General features: G+C 41.5%; 16 protein-coding genes. 13 read left to right on the forward strand and 3 right to left on the reverse strand.

From position 1 onward, the window contains the following. Positions 1–76 precede the first annotated feature (76 nt). Positions 77–271, reverse strand: a complete 195-nt coding sequence (locus ABG082_RS05470) for a YjzD family protein (protein WP_008348514.1) — start codon at positions 269–271, stop codon at positions 77–79. Positions 272–483: 212 nt separating this feature from the next. Here ABG082_RS05470 and ABG082_RS05475 point away from each other — a divergent pair, with 212 nt between their 5' ends. From ABG082_RS05475 to ABG082_RS05490, 4 genes are all read left to right on the forward strand, one after another. After that, positions 484–1,224 (forward strand): hypothetical protein, encoded by a 741-nt coding sequence (locus ABG082_RS05475; RefSeq protein ID WP_007499048.1) that lies wholly within the window; start codon positions 484–486, stop codon positions 1,222–1,224. 75 nt (positions 1,225–1,299) lie between these two features. Further along, a complete protein-coding gene (locus tag ABG082_RS05480; RefSeq protein ID WP_348936644.1) occupies positions 1,300–1,875 on the forward strand; it encodes a nad binding enzyme in 576 nt (191 codons plus the stop codon). Between the two features lie 90 nt (positions 1,876–1,965). Beyond that, entirely contained in the window at positions 1,966–2,931 is a 966-nt protein-coding gene (locus ABG082_RS05485) for a BMP family ABC transporter substrate-binding protein (protein ID WP_008348509.1), read from the forward strand. A gap of 11 nt (positions 2,932–2,942) precedes the next feature. Beyond that, positions 2,943–3,140, forward strand: a complete 198-nt coding sequence (locus ABG082_RS05490; RefSeq protein WP_008348507.1) for a ComZ family protein — start codon at positions 2,943–2,945, stop codon at positions 3,138–3,140. A 203-nt stretch (positions 3,141–3,343) separates the two neighbouring features. Here the strand turns inward: ABG082_RS05490 and ABG082_RS05495 are convergent, their stop codons facing one another. Then, complete coding sequence (locus ABG082_RS05495; RefSeq protein WP_060832239.1) at positions 3,344–3,577, reverse strand: hypothetical protein; 234 nt, start codon at positions 3,575–3,577, stop codon at positions 3,344–3,346. A gap of 169 nt (positions 3,578–3,746) precedes the next feature. On the opposite strand from ABG082_RS05495, the gene ABG082_RS05500 reads away from it, so the two are divergent. From ABG082_RS05500 to ABG082_RS05540, 9 genes are all read left to right on the forward strand, one after another. Further along, positions 3,747–4,685, forward strand: a complete 939-nt coding sequence (locus ABG082_RS05500; protein ID WP_024720058.1) for a beta-ketoacyl-ACP synthase III — start codon at positions 3,747–3,749, stop codon at positions 4,683–4,685. Between the two features lie 21 nt (positions 4,686–4,706). Then, positions 4,707–5,948 carry a beta-ketoacyl-ACP synthase II gene (gene fabF / locus ABG082_RS05505; protein ID WP_008348501.1) on the forward strand — a complete coding sequence of 414 codons (1,242 nt, stop codon included), beginning with the start codon at positions 4,707–4,709 and terminating at the stop codon, positions 5,946–5,948. Between the two features lie 77 nt (positions 5,949–6,025). Beyond that, entirely contained in the window at positions 6,026–6,820 is a 795-nt protein-coding gene (locus ABG082_RS05510) for a DUF2268 domain-containing protein (RefSeq protein ID WP_056407963.1), read from the forward strand. A gap of 170 nt (positions 6,821–6,990) precedes the next feature. Continuing rightward, on the forward strand, positions 6,991–7,971 hold the full coding sequence (locus ABG082_RS05515) for an ABC transporter ATP-binding protein (RefSeq protein ID WP_348936645.1): 981 nt from the start codon (positions 6,991–6,993) through the stop codon (positions 7,969–7,971). A gap of 23 nt (positions 7,972–7,994) precedes the next feature. After that, complete coding sequence (locus ABG082_RS05520) at positions 7,995–8,990, forward strand: dipeptide ABC transporter ATP-binding protein (RefSeq protein WP_025207148.1); 996 nt, start codon at positions 7,995–7,997, stop codon at positions 8,988–8,990. An 85-nt stretch (positions 8,991–9,075) separates the two neighbouring features. Next, positions 9,076–10,710, forward strand: coding sequence for a peptide-binding protein (locus ABG082_RS05525; RefSeq protein WP_008348494.1), 1,635 nt, complete (start codon positions 9,076–9,078; stop codon positions 10,708–10,710). Positions 10,711–10,787: 77 nt separating this feature from the next. Next, entirely contained in the window at positions 10,788–11,738 is a 951-nt protein-coding gene (locus tag ABG082_RS05530; RefSeq protein WP_007499031.1) for an ABC transporter permease, read from the forward strand. Between the two features lie 33 nt (positions 11,739–11,771). Continuing rightward, positions 11,772–12,671, forward strand: a complete 900-nt coding sequence (gene opp4C / locus ABG082_RS05535; protein ID WP_081114822.1) for an oligopeptide ABC transporter permease — start codon at positions 11,772–11,774, stop codon at positions 12,669–12,671. A gap of 165 nt (positions 12,672–12,836) precedes the next feature. Continuing rightward, positions 12,837–13,589, forward strand: coding sequence for a YjbA family protein (locus tag ABG082_RS05540; protein ID WP_008348490.1), 753 nt, complete (start codon positions 12,837–12,839; stop codon positions 13,587–13,589). Between the two features lie 35 nt (positions 13,590–13,624). Here the strand turns inward: ABG082_RS05540 and trpS are convergent, their stop codons facing one another. Next, the gene (gene trpS, locus ABG082_RS05545) at positions 13,625–14,620 is read right to left on the reverse strand and encodes a tryptophan--tRNA ligase (RefSeq protein ID WP_008348488.1); all 996 of its coding nucleotides are present in this window, start codon (positions 14,618–14,620) and stop codon (positions 13,625–13,627) included. Positions 14,621–14,667 lie beyond the last annotated feature (47 nt).

Consider the following 14,667-nt stretch of genomic DNA (forward strand, 5'->3'; position numbering starts at 1 on the left):
GCTCTCAACTTCTGGTCATCATTCTGAAAAAAAGAAAAAGAGCTAACCTCAAATCATTAGCTCTTTTTCAGCAATATTAAGAATGTTCTGTTGAACTTTCTGTTTCTTTCATTGGACTTACTTCAGCAAAGATGAATAAAATAACCGTAAACACTATGGCAAGAATGGAAGTTAACGTAAAATCATAAGCAGCTCCATTCATAGATGCAACGATGTAACCAGCCATATGTGTCAGCAGAAAAGTCCAAATGAGGGTGATAATGTAATGCATTATTCCACCGTCCTTTATGTAACAATCTATTGACTATCATACCATAGATACGAGTTCAGAGAAAAGACTGTTTTCCGCCTTTATGTGACCATTTTGAGACCTTCTACTATAAAAATAAAAAGAATTCTTCTGTCTTTAGGGGATTTCCTTATTCCTACAAGAGTTGTTGTTCATATCATAGAAAGCAGAATCACTGAAAGGAGGCTGGCCATATGGGTGTAAGCGAACGTTTTTTCCAGCTTGGTTCCCAGTGGAACGTCATTCACCTTCCTCAAAAACCAAATGGCTTTGGCATTCTAATCCTCGGTGACCGAAATCACTTTGTGCAGGAAAATACATCATTCTGGCTTCAGCATTACGGAAGAAACCAGCTTTTAACTGCTTTAAAGGATGAAGGATATACATTGTTTAATAGTCATCTTCATGGGAATCACTGGGGATGTGAAGATGCTGTTTTTAGTGCGAAACAGCTTGTTCATCACACATTAAAACAAGAAATATTAAACCGGGAAATTCATGTGCTTGCAGAGGGAATGGGAGCACTTGTCGCCATGAGTCTTGCCGAAGAAATGCCAGAAGTGCTAAGGTCTATAGCCATGATGAATCCATGTTTACACCTGCAAGCACAAAGAGAAAGAGAAAAGGAACACAAATTCTTCTACAAACAGTTCATGAAAGAACTCGCACAGAGCTATGGGTGCTCTGCAAAGGAAGCTGAAACGTATCCACTTCCTTCTTGCCCCGTTCATTCAGCTCATGTACCGATTCATATATGGCAGAGACTAAACGGCGCACCGTATGCCTATGAACTACACGCAAAGCCTTTTATTGATCAGCATATGATGAATCCAGACCATTGTCAGATGGACCTTACCTTGCATATGTTTGATCATCCAAGAAGAATCTTTCAGTCCATTCACAAGTTTTATAAATCGCATGAAAGAGAATTGTAATGAATAGGATGATAACAGCCCTTCATGGAAAGGGCTCTTCTTTTTATTCGATATGCTAAAAAAGGGGACATGAACATGGAAACAGGACTGATCATAGGTGCAGATGAATTTTTTGGCCTGACACTTTGTGAATATATGATGAAAGAGGGCATACAAGTGGATATCACATATCCTAAGGAGCAGTCAGAGGAGCAAAAAATGTTATTAGAAGAGCGGATGATGTGGCTCGGCCGCAATGATCTTGTCCGCGTTATTGATGGTCAAGATAGGAAAGAGGCATATGACCTGATCTTTTTTCAATCAGATGATTCAATGAACAGAGAGACAGACCTCGAAGCGAAGCATGGCAAATACCGCTTGTTTTACGAAGAACCCGAAAGCCATTCGCATGAACAAAGCGTTTCGGCTGTTATCCTTCCACGCATGTTTGGTCCGTGGACACTCCATGAAGAGAGACGAATAAAGGATGATCACACATTTTTTGTAGAAGATGTCGCAAAGGAGCTTTTAAAGTGGGCACGCACCGATCAAAGGCAGGAAATGATCCATCAATTAAAGGTAGAAAGACAAACAGGTGACAAACAAGCAGAAGAAATCATAGCAGAATGGAAAAGACAAAACTCAACATTTTTCGACAAAAAGCAAGAATGATCTTCCATCTTATCTTTTTTCAGTATAAAATAAACCTATATTTAACATACAGGTTCATGCCTGCGTGTTGCAAAGGGAGTTGAACATGGCATGAAGTACCAGCGGCTTGTCATGATCTTTTCGTTCCTTCTTCTTATGCTATCTGCCTGCTCGCAGGCGCCGTTAAAAGGACATATTGAGAAGGTGGGTTTACTCGTCCCCGATACGATTAATGATCAAGTTTGGGGAACGAAAGGTTATAAAGGCTTATTAAATATCCAATCAACATTTGGTGTAGATGTTTATTATAAGGAAGGGATGGTCGACAAGGAGAAAATCGTTGATGCCATTGAAGAATTTCATAAAAAAGGAGTCAATTTGATTATTGGCCATGGCAATGAATACAGCGAAATTTTCAACTTGATCAGTGAAGATTATCCGAAAACACAATTTATCACGGTCAATGGAGGCAAGCCTCAAGCTGATAATGTCACAAATGTCACGTTTAAAGGAGAAGCAATGGGCTTTTTCGGAGGCATGACAGCAGCACATATGTCCAAAACAAAAAAGATTGGTATTCTGGCTACATATGATTGGCAAAGTGAAGTAGACGGTTTTATCAAAGGTGCAAAATATCAGGACGAACATGTGCAAGTCCTAGCGGAATTTGTCGAAAACTGGGATGATGCTGACAAAGCGGTGAACCTCTATCAAAAATTGAAAAAACAAGGTGTAGATGTTGTGTATCCAGCAGGTGATGGTTATAATATCCCTGTCATTGAACAAATCAAAAACGACAATTTATCTGCGATCGGATATGTCACTGATCAATCCAACCTTGGAAGCCATACGGTGTTAACTAGCACAGTCCAGCATGTCGATAAAGCGTACAGTATCATTGCGAAGAAGTTTAATGAAGGCAAGCTAAACGAACAAGGTGAGTACTCCTTTGACTTTAAAGAAGGAGTGATCGAAATGGGGAAATTTAGCTCAACCATAGACCGCGCTTTTGTGAAAGACATTGAGAAGGATATTGCGAATTACAAAAAAACAGGCAAACTGCCAAATGAAAAGTGAGGACGTTGAACATGCAGCACGAAAAATCGATGGAGTTTTTACAAATTGCGATGAAGTATTTTCCACAAGCAAAAGAAGAATTAGATAAAGCAGGGATTCAGCTTGATCCACAAGCACTTCAGCCGCTTCTCTCTTTGTTTACATCTGTCATGCAAGAGGCATATGAGCTTGGAAAAGCAGATGCAGCATCAGAAAAAGCCACAGAATAGTGGCTTTCAGCCTGTAGACAAACCCTCGCATTCTTTGTCAGTCCTGCGTGCTGGTGCTCACGAATGTGAAATTTGCTCCGCGCCAGTGCTCGTCTTTCCTAGGGTTGCAAAGGTTTTCTATCACGCTGAGAAGAAGACAAAGGGCTAAAATATTTTAGCCCTTTGTCAACAATCAAAAAAAGCCACAGAATAGTGGCTTTTTTTTATGATAATTTTTTCTTAAAGGCACTGATCATAGGGCCGACATCTTTAAACACAGGCTTCAGCTCATCGATGGAGTTCATAATGTTTCCAATTTGATTCATGACATGCATGTAGTCAATGGAGTCATCACTTGAAGAAGTCTCTGTACGCTCCTCCTTTTTTTCTGTCTTGCTTTTCTCCTTTTCAAGCGGCTGACCAAACATCATTGCTGAGAAAATATCCTTTTGCGCCATATCACATGTTCCTTTCTACTATTGGTATATCATTAATCTATGAAAAAAGTGAGAGGAAAGGTTAGACGTTTGTATTGCCAAGGAGAAAAAAATAAGGTAAAATTAGTACCAGATACTAATATAAGATCACAATATCACATGCTCGTATGAGTAAAAGGAGTCTTATTCAATGAATGCTGGAATTATTGGCCTTGGCCGCTATATACCTGAAAAAGTATTAACAAATCGTGATTTAGAAAAAATGGTTGAAACTTCTGACGAGTGGATTCGTACTAGAACAGGTATAGAAGAAAGAAGAATTGCATCTGATGATGTCAATACATCTCATATGGCGCTTGCTGCTGCAAAAAAAGCATTAGCTGACGCAGATGTGGCTGCAGAAGATATTGATATGATTCTTGTAGCGACAGTTACGCCAGATCAAGCATTTCCGACAGTCGCTTGTATGATTCAAGAGCAGCTCGGTGCACATAAAGCATGTGCAATGGATATTAGCGCTGCATGCGCTGGCTTTATGTATGGGCTTGTTACTGGAAAACAATTTATCGAATCTGGCACTTACAAACATGTGCTTGTCGTTGGTGTAGAAAAGCTTTCTCGCATTACCGACTGGGATGACCGCAACACAGCTGTTTTGTTTGGAGATGGAGCAGGTGCTGCTGTACTAGGAACAGTCAGCGAAGGCAAGGGAATTCTATCATTTGAGCTTGGAGCCGATGGAAGAGGCGGGAAGCACTTGTACTTAGATGAAAAAGATCATACAATCATGAATGGAAGAGAAGTATTTAAATTTGCTGTGAGACAAATGGGCGAGTCAAGCGTAAACGTGATAGAAAAAGCTGGACTATCAAAAGAAGACGTAGACTTCTTGATTCCGCATCAAGCAAACATTCGCATTATGGAAGCAGCACGCGAACGCTTAGAGCTGCCAGTTGAAAAAATGTCGAAAACAGTCCATAAATATGGAAACACATCAGCAGCATCCATTCCAATTTCACTATGTGAAGAAATCGAAGCCGGAAAAATTCATGACGGCGATGTGATTGTAATGGTTGGTTTTGGTGGCGGATTAACGTGGGGCGCAATCGCTATGCGATGGGGCCGATAAAAGAGTGGGGTGCACAAATTAATGGATAAGAAACGAGTAGTTGTTACAGGATTAGGTGCTTTGACACCTCTTGGCAACGATGTAGAGACAACATGGAAAAATGCTGTAGCAGGTGTATCAGGTGTTGGCCCGATCACACGTGTTGATTCAAGTGAATATACAGCAAAAGTAGCAGCAGAACTAAAAGATTTTAACATCGAAGATTACATGGAGAAAAAAGAAGCGAGAAAGATGGCACGCTTCACACAATATGCAGTCGTTGCTGCTCAAAAGGCTTTAGAAGATTCACGCCTCGAAATTACAGATGAAAACGCACCTCGTGTTGGGGTATGGGTTGGATCTGGTATTGGCGGACTTGAAACATTCGAAGAGCAATTCGAAGTGTATTCGAATAAAGGAGCAAGACGCGTAAGCCCGTTCTTCGTTCCAATGATGATTCCAGATATGGCAACAGGCCAAATTTCAATTGCACTTGGCGCAAAAGGGGTTAACTCTTGTACTGTAACAGCATGTGCAACAGGAACAAACTCCATTGGTGATGCCTTTAAAGTCATTCAGCGCGGAGATGCAGATGCGATGATTACAGGTGGAACAGAAGCGCCGTTAACAAAAATGTCGTTTGCTGGCTTCTGTGCAAACAAAGCCCTTTCGACAAATCCTGATCCAGATACAGCAAGTCGTCCATTTGATAAAAACCGTGACGGATTTGTCATGGGTGAGGGAGCGGGAATTGTTGTTCTTGAAGAATTAGAGCATGCGTTAAAACGTGGTGCGACCATTTATGCAGAAATCGTTGGCTACGGTTCAACTGGAGATGCATACCATATCACAGCACCTGCTCCAAACGGAGAAGGCGGCGTACGTGCAATGAAAGAAGCCATTCGTGATGCAGGTTTAACAGTGGAAGAAATTGATTATATCAATGCCCACGGAACAAGCACACCGTATAATGATAAGTTTGAAACAATGGCGATTAAAGAAGTGTTTGGAGAGCATGCGAATCAGCTTGCGATCAGCTCGACAAAATCAATGACAGGCCATTTACTTGGCGCAGCAGGCGGAGTAGAAGCGATTTTCTCTGTTCTGGCGATTAAAGACAGTGTCATTCCGCCAACGATTAACCTTGAAACACCAGATGAAGAATGTGATCTTGATTATGTAGCAAATGAAGCACGTTCAAAAGAAGTACAAGTTGCTTTGAGCAACTCACTTGGTTTTGGCGGGCACAATGCGACAATTATCTTCAAAAAATACGAAGCGTAATATGTCTTAAGAAGGCGGCGATCTATAAACAGATCGCCGCCTTTTTGCATATGATGAAAATGGAGGTGTTCAGCGGTATGGGTCTGATCAATACACAATATCTCATCCAACAATCATCATCATTTCAGGAGCTGGCGGCACGTTTTGTTCCTTATTTTAAAGGAGCGGAGAAAAAAGAAGGATCATCTATTCTCGCCCATTTACAACATCACGGAATGGTTCGATCATGGAACGCTTGCCAGGAAATGATCGACAAGCTCAAAGAAAAAGGGTATTTCAAGCTTGTGATGAAAGAATACAAAGCGTTGCAAAAAAAGTGGGGAGGTCCTGATGTCCCTGTCTTTATTTTGCCTGTTAATGAGAGCAGCAAAGAGATCAGAGAACAATTTTACTTTCAATCCGGCATGGCATTTGATGACAAAATCTTTCTTTTTTTATCCCCGCATACACCGAAGGAGCGAATCGGTACGTTGCTGACGCATGAATATCACCATGTATGCAGGTTGCATTTTCTCACGAAAGAAGAAAAAGATTTTACATTCCTTGATACAATCATGATGGAGGGGCTCGCTGAATATGCTGTGTATCATAGATATGGAGAAAGCTATACAGCAAAGTGGACGACTTTATATGACGAATCGCAGCTGCAGCGCATGTACAAGAAATGGGTATCCAGTCACCTTTATCAGAAAGTGCAGGACGACGAAAGGCTGATACAGAATCTCCTTTATGGAAAAGGGAACTACCCCAAAATGCTTGGCTATGCCACTGGATTTTATATCGTGAAAAAGTATTTCGATGAGCACCGAATCAGCGAGGAGTCTATGATTGCGGAGCCAGCGGAAACGTTTTTAAAGGCGATAGAATCATAAAGACAATCATTCACAAAAAAAGTGACATATTACAATTTTACTAAATACTTCTTGATTTCGTCATGCTGATGTAATAATATACAAATATAAATTTTGATAATTCTTTTTATTCTAAAAAGACGGAATTTTTCGATTCGGTTCATTTGATCTATGGAGAAAGGGGCGAATGCATGAGCACACTGCTTGAAGTGCAAAACTTAAAAACCTATTTTTTTCGAAAAAAGGAACCAATACCTGCTGTTGATGGCGTTGATTTTAGTATCAAAAAAGGGGAAACAGTCGCATTAGTCGGTGAGTCTGGGTCTGGTAAAAGTATTACGTCTTTATCCATCATGGGTCTGATTAATGGGACTGGTGGGAAGATTATGGATGGTTCCATTATGCTTGATGGAAAAGACCTTGTTACATATAGTGAAAAGGAATTGTGCAGTATTCGCGGTAATGATGTATCCATGATCTTTCAGGAACCCATGACCTCACTTAATCCCGTCTTAACCATCGGGGAACAAATAACAGAAATCCTCATTTACCACAAAAAACTTTCAAAAAAAGAAGCGACCAAAAAAGCGATTGACTTGCTAAAGCTTGTAGGCTTTTCTAGGCCAGAACAAATCATCAAAGATTACCCGCACCGTTTATCCGGCGGTATGCGTCAACGAGTCATGATCGCCATTGCGCTAAGCTGTGATCCGAAGCTCCTCATTGCGGATGAGCCGACTACTGCTCTCGATGTGACCATACAAGCCCAGGTGCTGAACTTAATGAAAGATTTATGTTCGACCTTTGGTACATCTATACTTCTCATTACGCACGATTTAGGTGTTGTGTCGGAAGTAGCAGACCGTGTCATTGTCATGTACTGCGGACAGGTTGTTGAAAATGGAACCGTTGAAGAGTTGTTTGATCAGCCGCTTCATCCATACACAGAAGGACTGCTTGAATCCATTCCGGTCATTGACGGAGACATTCAGCCATTAACGGCGATAAAAGGAAATGTCCCTGCGCCAGATCAGCTTCCCGCAGGATGCCGTTTTGCGCCTAGATGCCCGAAAGTAATGGAACGCTGCATAGGTGAATTGCCCAAACTGACAACCTTTGAAAATGGTAGAAGCGTCAGGTGTTTCTTATATGAGGAGGCAAGCCAAACATGACACTTGCTGAAAATCAACCATACATGACAGATCGATCTGAGAAAGAAACCATCCTGGAATTAAAAAATATACGAAAACACTTTCCGATTAAAGCTGGCGTGCTGCAAAAGAAAGTAGGAGCAGTCAAAGCGGTTGACGGCATCGACTTAAACATTTATAAAGGCGAAACGTTAGGCATCGTTGGAGAGTCTGGATGCGGTAAATCCACATTAGGACGGACGATGATTCGTTTATATGAACCAACAGAAGGACAAATTCTATTTAAAGGGCAAGATATTTCTCATGTATCTGAATCAAAACTAAGACAATCAACAAGGAAAAACATCCAAATGGTTTTTCAAGATCCCTTTGCATCACTCAACCCTAGAAAAACACTTCGAAGTATCATCAAAGAACCCTACAAAACACATCACTTATATTCCTTAAAAGAAAGAAATGAAAAAGTAGAACAGCTTTTATCCAAAGTCGGCCTTCACCCAAGTTTTGCGAATCGATACCCGCACGAATTCTCCGGCGGACAAAGGCAGCGGATCGGTATCGCTCGTGCACTTGCCATGAATCCTGAAATGATCATAGCAGATGAGCCTGTTTCAGCGCTTGACGTCTCCATTCAGGCGCAGGTCATCAATTTGATGGAAGAGCTTCAAGAAGAGTTTGACCTCACCTATCTATTTATCTCTCACGATCTCAGTGTGGTCCGCCACATTAGTGATCGAGTGGGCGTCATGTATCTTGGCAAAATGATGGAACTTGCAGATAAGCACAGCCTGTACGATGATCCGCTTCATCCGTATACACAGGCGCTTTTATCTTCCGTTCCAGTCACCCGTAAAAAAGGTCAGGTGAAAAGGGAACGGATTATGCTGCAAGGGGATTTACCAAGCCCTGCAAATCCGCCAAAAGGTTGTGTGTTTCATACAAGATGCCCACACGCGAAAGAAGTCTGTAAAGAAAAAGTACCAGAATTTCAAGAATTAAAAACGAACCACTTTGTGGCCTGCCACCTCTACGACGCTTGATCACGCTTGTATGATCTCATCTTTGAGAGGGGGGATGAAACGGGCTTCTGTCATCATTTTTTAAAAAAGATAGGGGGAATTGTCTATGAAAGATAGAAAGAGAAAGTCCATTTTGGTCAGTTTACTGCTGATCTTTACATTGATCCTTGCTGCTTGTTCTGGTGGAAATAAAACGTCTGGAGACAGTGAAAAGAAATCCACAGGTAAACCTGTACAAGGTGGAGATCTTGTCATTGGTTCGATTGCAGAGCCTACATTATTTAACTCACTTTACTCAACAGACGTGGCAAGTTCTGATATTGAAGAGAGAATCTATAGCTTTTTACTGCAAACAGATGGAAAGCTTAACCCACAGCTGGCGTTGGCAGAAGATATTAAAGAATCCGATGACGGCAAACAGTTTGATGTGACCATTAGAAAAGGCGTGAAGTTTCATGATGGAGAAGAACTGACTGCTGATGATGTTGTGTTTACATACAGCATTCCGATCAATAAGGATTATAATGGTGAGCGTGGATCAGGCTTTGAAGTATTAGAGTCTGTCAAAAAAACAGGGGACTATTCGGTCGAATTTAAGCTGAATAAAAAAGATCCATATTTTTATAATGTCACGCTAGGAAGCTATGGCATTTTACCAAAGCATATTTTAGGTGATGTCCCTATAAAGGATCTTGGCGAAAATGAATTTAACCGAAAAAATCCAATCGGCTCTGGCCCATTTAAATTTGCCGAGTGGAAAGAAGGAGACTATGTCAAACTTGAAGCATTTGATGACTATTGGGATGGACGGCCATACCTTGATACAGTCACCATTAAAACGATTCCTGATCAAAATGCAGCCATGGCTCAGCTATCCGCAGGTGATATTGATTTCTTTGCAGTGCCTGGAGCAGAACTGCAAACAGCTGAAAAAGTTAGTAACATCAAAATCGAATCTGATCTAGGGCTTAATTATTCATATATTGGCTGGAATCAGAAAAACGAACTGTTCAAAAGCAAAAAAGTCCGCCAAGCGCTTACCCATGCCATTGACCGTCAAACAATTGTCGATCAAGTGTTAGATGGAGACGGGAAAGTAGCCAACATCCCAGAAAGCCCGCTGTCATGGAACTACCCTAAAAATGAAAATGTCCCAGTATTTGAATTTGATCAAGAAAAAGCGAAAAAGATGCTGAAGGAAGAAGGCTGGGAGGATACAGATGGAGATGGTTATCTTGATAAGGACGGTAAGAAGTTCTCCTTCGTCTTGAAGACGAACCAAGGAAACAAAGTCCGTGAAGATATTGCTGTCGTTGTCCAGCAGCAGCTCAAAGAAATTGGCATTGAAGCAAAACCGCAAATTGTGGAGTTCAGTGCATTAATCGAACAAACAACTCCGCCAAAATGGGATTATGATGCGTTATTACTCGGCTGGAGCTTAGCGACATTCCCTGACCAATACAGCATTTTCCATTCAAGTCAGTCTGAAAAAGGCTTAAATAACATTTGGTATAAAAATGAAGAAGTCGATAAGCTGCTAGTTGATGCCAAAAACTTGAGTGATCGTAAAGAGTATTCAAAGGCGTATGAAAAAATTTATGAGCTGATTGCAGAAGACCAGCCGTATACGTTCCTTTATTATGCCAACTCACATCGCGCGATGCCATCTAATCTACAAGGCTACTCTTACCACCCGAAAGATGAATATTACAAAATCGAAAAATGGTGGATTGAACAGTAGTCTGCAAGTGAAGAAGGGGAGGTGTCTCCCCTTTTTTCATCATAGTATGGCCATCCGATGAAAAAGGAGTTGTGCACATGGTTACATATATCATTAGAAGGACATTGCTTTCCATCCCGATTTTGTTTGGTATTACGATTTTGTCCTTTGCGATTATGAAAGCAGCACCAGGCGATCCGATGTCACTCATGATGGACCCGACCATTAGTGCCGCAGACCGGGAAGCCTTTATTGATAAGTACGGCTTGAACGATCCTGAATATGTGCAATATATGAAATGGCTCGGTAATATGCTTCAAGGTGACTTTGGCACATCCATCGTAAAAAAAGGAACGCCCGTGGCTGATTTGATTTTTGCCCGGCTGCCAAATACCCTCATCCTCATGATCTTTTCTACATTAGTTGCCCTGATCATTGCCATCCCATTTGGTGTTCTTTCAGCAAAACGTCCGTATACAAAACTTGACTATGGTATTACGGTTACATCATTTATCGGACTGGCTATTCCGAATTTCTGGTTTGGCTTGATCCTTATAATGGTGTTATCAGTGAATTTAGGATGGTTTCCGACCGGGGGTGTCTCTACCTTAAATGCAGATTTTAATCTATTTGACCGGCTTCATCATATTATTTTACCGGCCTTTGTTTTAGCAACGGCTGATATGGCCGGCCTTACACGTTATACAAGGTCAAGTATGCTCGATGTGATGCGGCAGGATTACATTCGTACGGCGCGAGCGAAAGGTTTTAGAGAGAACAAAGTCATCTTCAAACATGGATTGAGAAACGGTCTCATGCCTGTTATTACGATCTTTGGACTCATGATTCCATCCTTTATTGGCGGCGCAGTCGTGGTGGAACAAATCTTCACATGGCCAGGGCTTGGGAAACTGTTTATCGATTCTGCTTTTTCAAGAGATTATCCCGTCATTATGGCGATGACTGTTATCTCTGCTGTGCTCGTGGTCGTTGGAAACTTAATAGCGGATATTCTCTATGCGATCGTTGATCCGCGTATTGAATATTAGAAGGGAGCTGAAGCACAATTGGCACAACCTAATATGGGAACACCTTCTGTTGATCTCAAATTAAAAGAAGGCCTTCCGCCAAAACCAGAGACGATGCTTCGTTTATTTTGCGAGAAATTTTTCAAAAATAAATTGGCGGTTGCCGGCTCCGCTATTTTATTGGTCATTATCTTTTCCGCTATTTTCGCCCCGGTGATCGCACCTTACGCACCGGAACAGCAAGACTTATTGAAACGGCTACAGCCTCCAAGTGCAGAGCATTTTATGGGAACCGACAAGTTTGGCCGAGATATTTTTTCAAGGGTGCTATACGGAGCGAGGGTGTCTTTATTAGTTGGCTTTGTCTCAGTAGTCGGAGCCATCACCATTGGTACCGTCATTGGGGCGGTAGCGGGATACTTTAAAGGCTTTGTCGATTCTGTGCTCATGAGAATGGTGGATGTGGTATTGTCTATTCCAGATATTTTTCTCTTGATCACGCTAGTGACAATTTTTAAACCGGGTATTGATAAATTGATTTTAATCTTTGCGCTGACTGGCTGGACAACAACCGCCAGGCTGATCCGCAGTGAATTCTTGTCACTTCGCACAAGAGAATTCGTACTCGCAGCAAGAACGATCGGAACGAAAAACCATGTCATCATCTTTTCGCATATTTTACCGAACTGTATCGGCCCTATTATTGTGTCTGCTACATTAAAAGTCGGTTCTGTTATTTTAGCTGAGTCGACACTTAGCTATCTAGGGTTCGGCATCCAGCCTCCAACGGCGAGCTGGGGAAACATGCTTCAAGATGCACAAAATTTCTCCATTATGGTGCAAGCATGGTGGTATCCACTGTTCCCAGGTTTACTGATTCTACTTACCGTTTTATGCTTTAACTTCTTAGGTGATGGACTGAGAGATGCCCTTGATCCTAAAAAGCTAAAATAAGGTTCTGCTTATAGAAAATCGTGAAAGGACTCTGCGAGACGTTCTCCTTTTCCCAGGAAATAAAGCCGTCCTTCCGTCAGGGAGAAGTTTTAATAAAGTTGGAATAATTTCTCTATCCCTTGCCCATACTGTGGACAACAGTTTTTAAAAAGTGAGGGATTGGTTATGTTATTTCTTCATGACGTATGGGTGAATTGGTTTGAAGGGGAAGAGAATGGCTATAATGTGTGCCATTTTCATGAGTGGCGCAAGGAGGACAGCGTGGAGCTGTTAGATCAAGTACCTTTACTCAAGGTGCAGAGTCCTTTGTTTGATTACATAGAGAATGATCTATCAGAGCTGCCGAAGACGCTGCTAGAGTCTGTATTTGAGAAATCATATATTCGAAAAAATCATGAACGCCGTAAATTAGAGTATTGCTTTGTGGTCACGGACGGGATTAGAATCATTGCTGTGGATACGATTGGTTATTCCATCCCTGTGAGAAAGAGCCGATTGATTCCAAGACAGGAGCAATTGGTGTATGAAATGGTGAAAGATGTGAAGGCAGAGGAGTATGAATTCACAACAGATAGCCTTGAATCGACGAAAGAATATCACATCCTATCATTACCACCGCAGCATATCAGCGGATTAACGAGAAAAGAAAGACAGCTGAAGCAGCTGATGTTTATGGCGTTAGATCAACTAAAGGGGCTTCAAAACCGGGCAGAAATTGCCTATTGGTATACAGAATGGAATCCGCGCATGTACAACCAGATCAAACGAATGTCTTTCGAGGAAATTTGGAACATGCTTTATAACGAAACCATTGATGGATGGTCAGAAAACCATTTAGCCTTTTGTGAAAAAATGATTAAAGGACAGCCATTTTTTGAAAAACTTTGGGAAATGGAAAACGAATCGAAAGTCAATTAGAAAAAGCTTGCAGCTGAATATGCTGCAAGCTTGTTTTATTTGCGTTTCCGGCCAAGACCCATCGCATTCTCCATTTTTTTCAGCATTTTGTTTGCCGCACGGTTAGCCTTTTCAGCACCTTCATCTAAAATGCGGTCAAGCTCATCTGACTCAATGAGTTCATAATAGCGATCTTGAATGGGTTTTAAAGCATCCACGACAACGTTCGCAAGATCTCCCTTAAATTCACCATAACCTTTGCCTTCGTATTTTTGTTCAAGCTCCGCAATCGATACGTTCCCTAATACAGAATAAATCGTCAGCAAGTTGGCAATTCCAGGTTTGTTTTCTTTGTCATATTTGACGATGCCTTCTGAATCAGTCACAGCACTTTTGATTTTCTTTTCAAGCTGCTTTGGCTCATCTAATAAGGTAATGAAGGATTTTTGGTTCGGATCAGATTTGCTCATCTTTTTCGTTGGGTCAGTTAAAGACATAATCCGAGCGCCTTCTTTTGGAATTTTGACTTCAGGTACAGTGAAGATGTCATTGTACTTTCGGTTAAAGCGTTCAGCAAGCGTTCTCGTTAATTCAAGATGCTGCTTTTGATCTTCTCCTACAGGAACTAAGTCCGTACCGTATAACAAAATATCGCCAGCCATTAATGGCGGATACGTTAATAGTCCTGAAACGACTGCTTCCTTACCAGCAGATTTGTCCTTAAATTGAGTCATTCTTTCTAATTCCCCAATATAAGCGACACATTGCAGCATCCATCCTGCCTGGGCGTGGGCAGGTACCTCTGATTGGATAAACAATGTTGCCTTCTCTGGATCAAGCCCCACTGCCAAATAAAGAGCGGCTAAGCTTCTAATATTTTGTCGAAGGGCTAAACGATCCTGACTCACCGTAATGGCATGCTGATCGACCACACAAAAGTAGCCGTTGTAATCATGCTGAAGATCGACAAATTGCTTCATCGCTCCAATGTAGTTCCCCAATGTCACAGAACCGCTAGGCTGAATGCCTGAGAAAATCGTCTTTTTTGTCATACTAAAACCTCTTTTCTTCAATATAAAAAGGCCCACCCATCACTTTT

This window comes from Bacillus sp. BS1807G30 (assembly GCF_040047675.1).
Taxonomy (GTDB): Bacteria; Bacillota; Bacilli; order Bacillales; family Bacillaceae; genus Bacillus; species Bacillus altitudinis.

Coding starts and splice junctions, on each gene's coding strand:
- fabF (WP_008348501.1), top strand. CDS start 4,707: ATGGATAAGAAACGAGTAGTTGTTACAGGATTAGGTGCTTTGACACCT.
- ABG082_RS05490 (WP_008348507.1), top strand. CDS start 2,943: ATGCAGCACGAAAAATCGATGGAGTTTTTACAAATTGCGATGAAGTAT.
- ABG082_RS05480 (WP_348936644.1), top strand. CDS start 1,300: ATGGAAACAGGACTGATCATAGGTGCAGATGAATTTTTTGGCCTGACA.
- ABG082_RS05540 (WP_008348490.1), top strand. CDS start 12,837: ATGTTATTTCTTCATGACGTATGGGTGAATTGGTTTGAAGGGGAAGAG.
- ABG082_RS05495 (WP_060832239.1), bottom strand. CDS start 3,577: ATGGCGCAAAAGGATATTTTCTCAGCAATGATGTTTGGTCAGCCGCTT.
- ABG082_RS05525 (WP_008348494.1), top strand. CDS start 9,076: ATGAAAGATAGAAAGAGAAAGTCCATTTTGGTCAGTTTACTGCTGATC.
- ABG082_RS05515 (WP_348936645.1), top strand. CDS start 6,991: ATGAGCACACTGCTTGAAGTGCAAAACTTAAAAACCTATTTTTTTCGA.
- ABG082_RS05475 (WP_007499048.1), top strand. CDS start 484: ATGGGTGTAAGCGAACGTTTTTTCCAGCTTGGTTCCCAGTGGAACGTC.
- ABG082_RS05470 (WP_008348514.1), bottom strand. CDS start 271: ATGCATTACATTATCACCCTCATTTGGACTTTTCTGCTGACACATATG.
- ABG082_RS05485 (WP_008348509.1), top strand. CDS start 1,966: ATGAAGTACCAGCGGCTTGTCATGATCTTTTCGTTCCTTCTTCTTATG.
- ABG082_RS05500 (WP_024720058.1), top strand. CDS start 3,747: ATGAATGCTGGAATTATTGGCCTTGGCCGCTATATACCTGAAAAAGTA.
- ABG082_RS05510 (WP_056407963.1), top strand. CDS start 6,026: ATGGGTCTGATCAATACACAATATCTCATCCAACAATCATCATCATTT.
- ABG082_RS05520 (WP_025207148.1), top strand. CDS start 7,995: ATGACAGATCGATCTGAGAAAGAAACCATCCTGGAATTAAAAAATATA.
- opp4C (WP_081114822.1), top strand. CDS start 11,772: ATGGGAACACCTTCTGTTGATCTCAAATTAAAAGAAGGCCTTCCGCCA.
- trpS (WP_008348488.1), bottom strand. CDS start 14,620: ATGACAAAAAAGACGATTTTCTCAGGCATTCAGCCTAGCGGTTCTGTG.
- ABG082_RS05530 (WP_007499031.1), top strand. CDS start 10,788: ATGGTTACATATATCATTAGAAGGACATTGCTTTCCATCCCGATTTTG.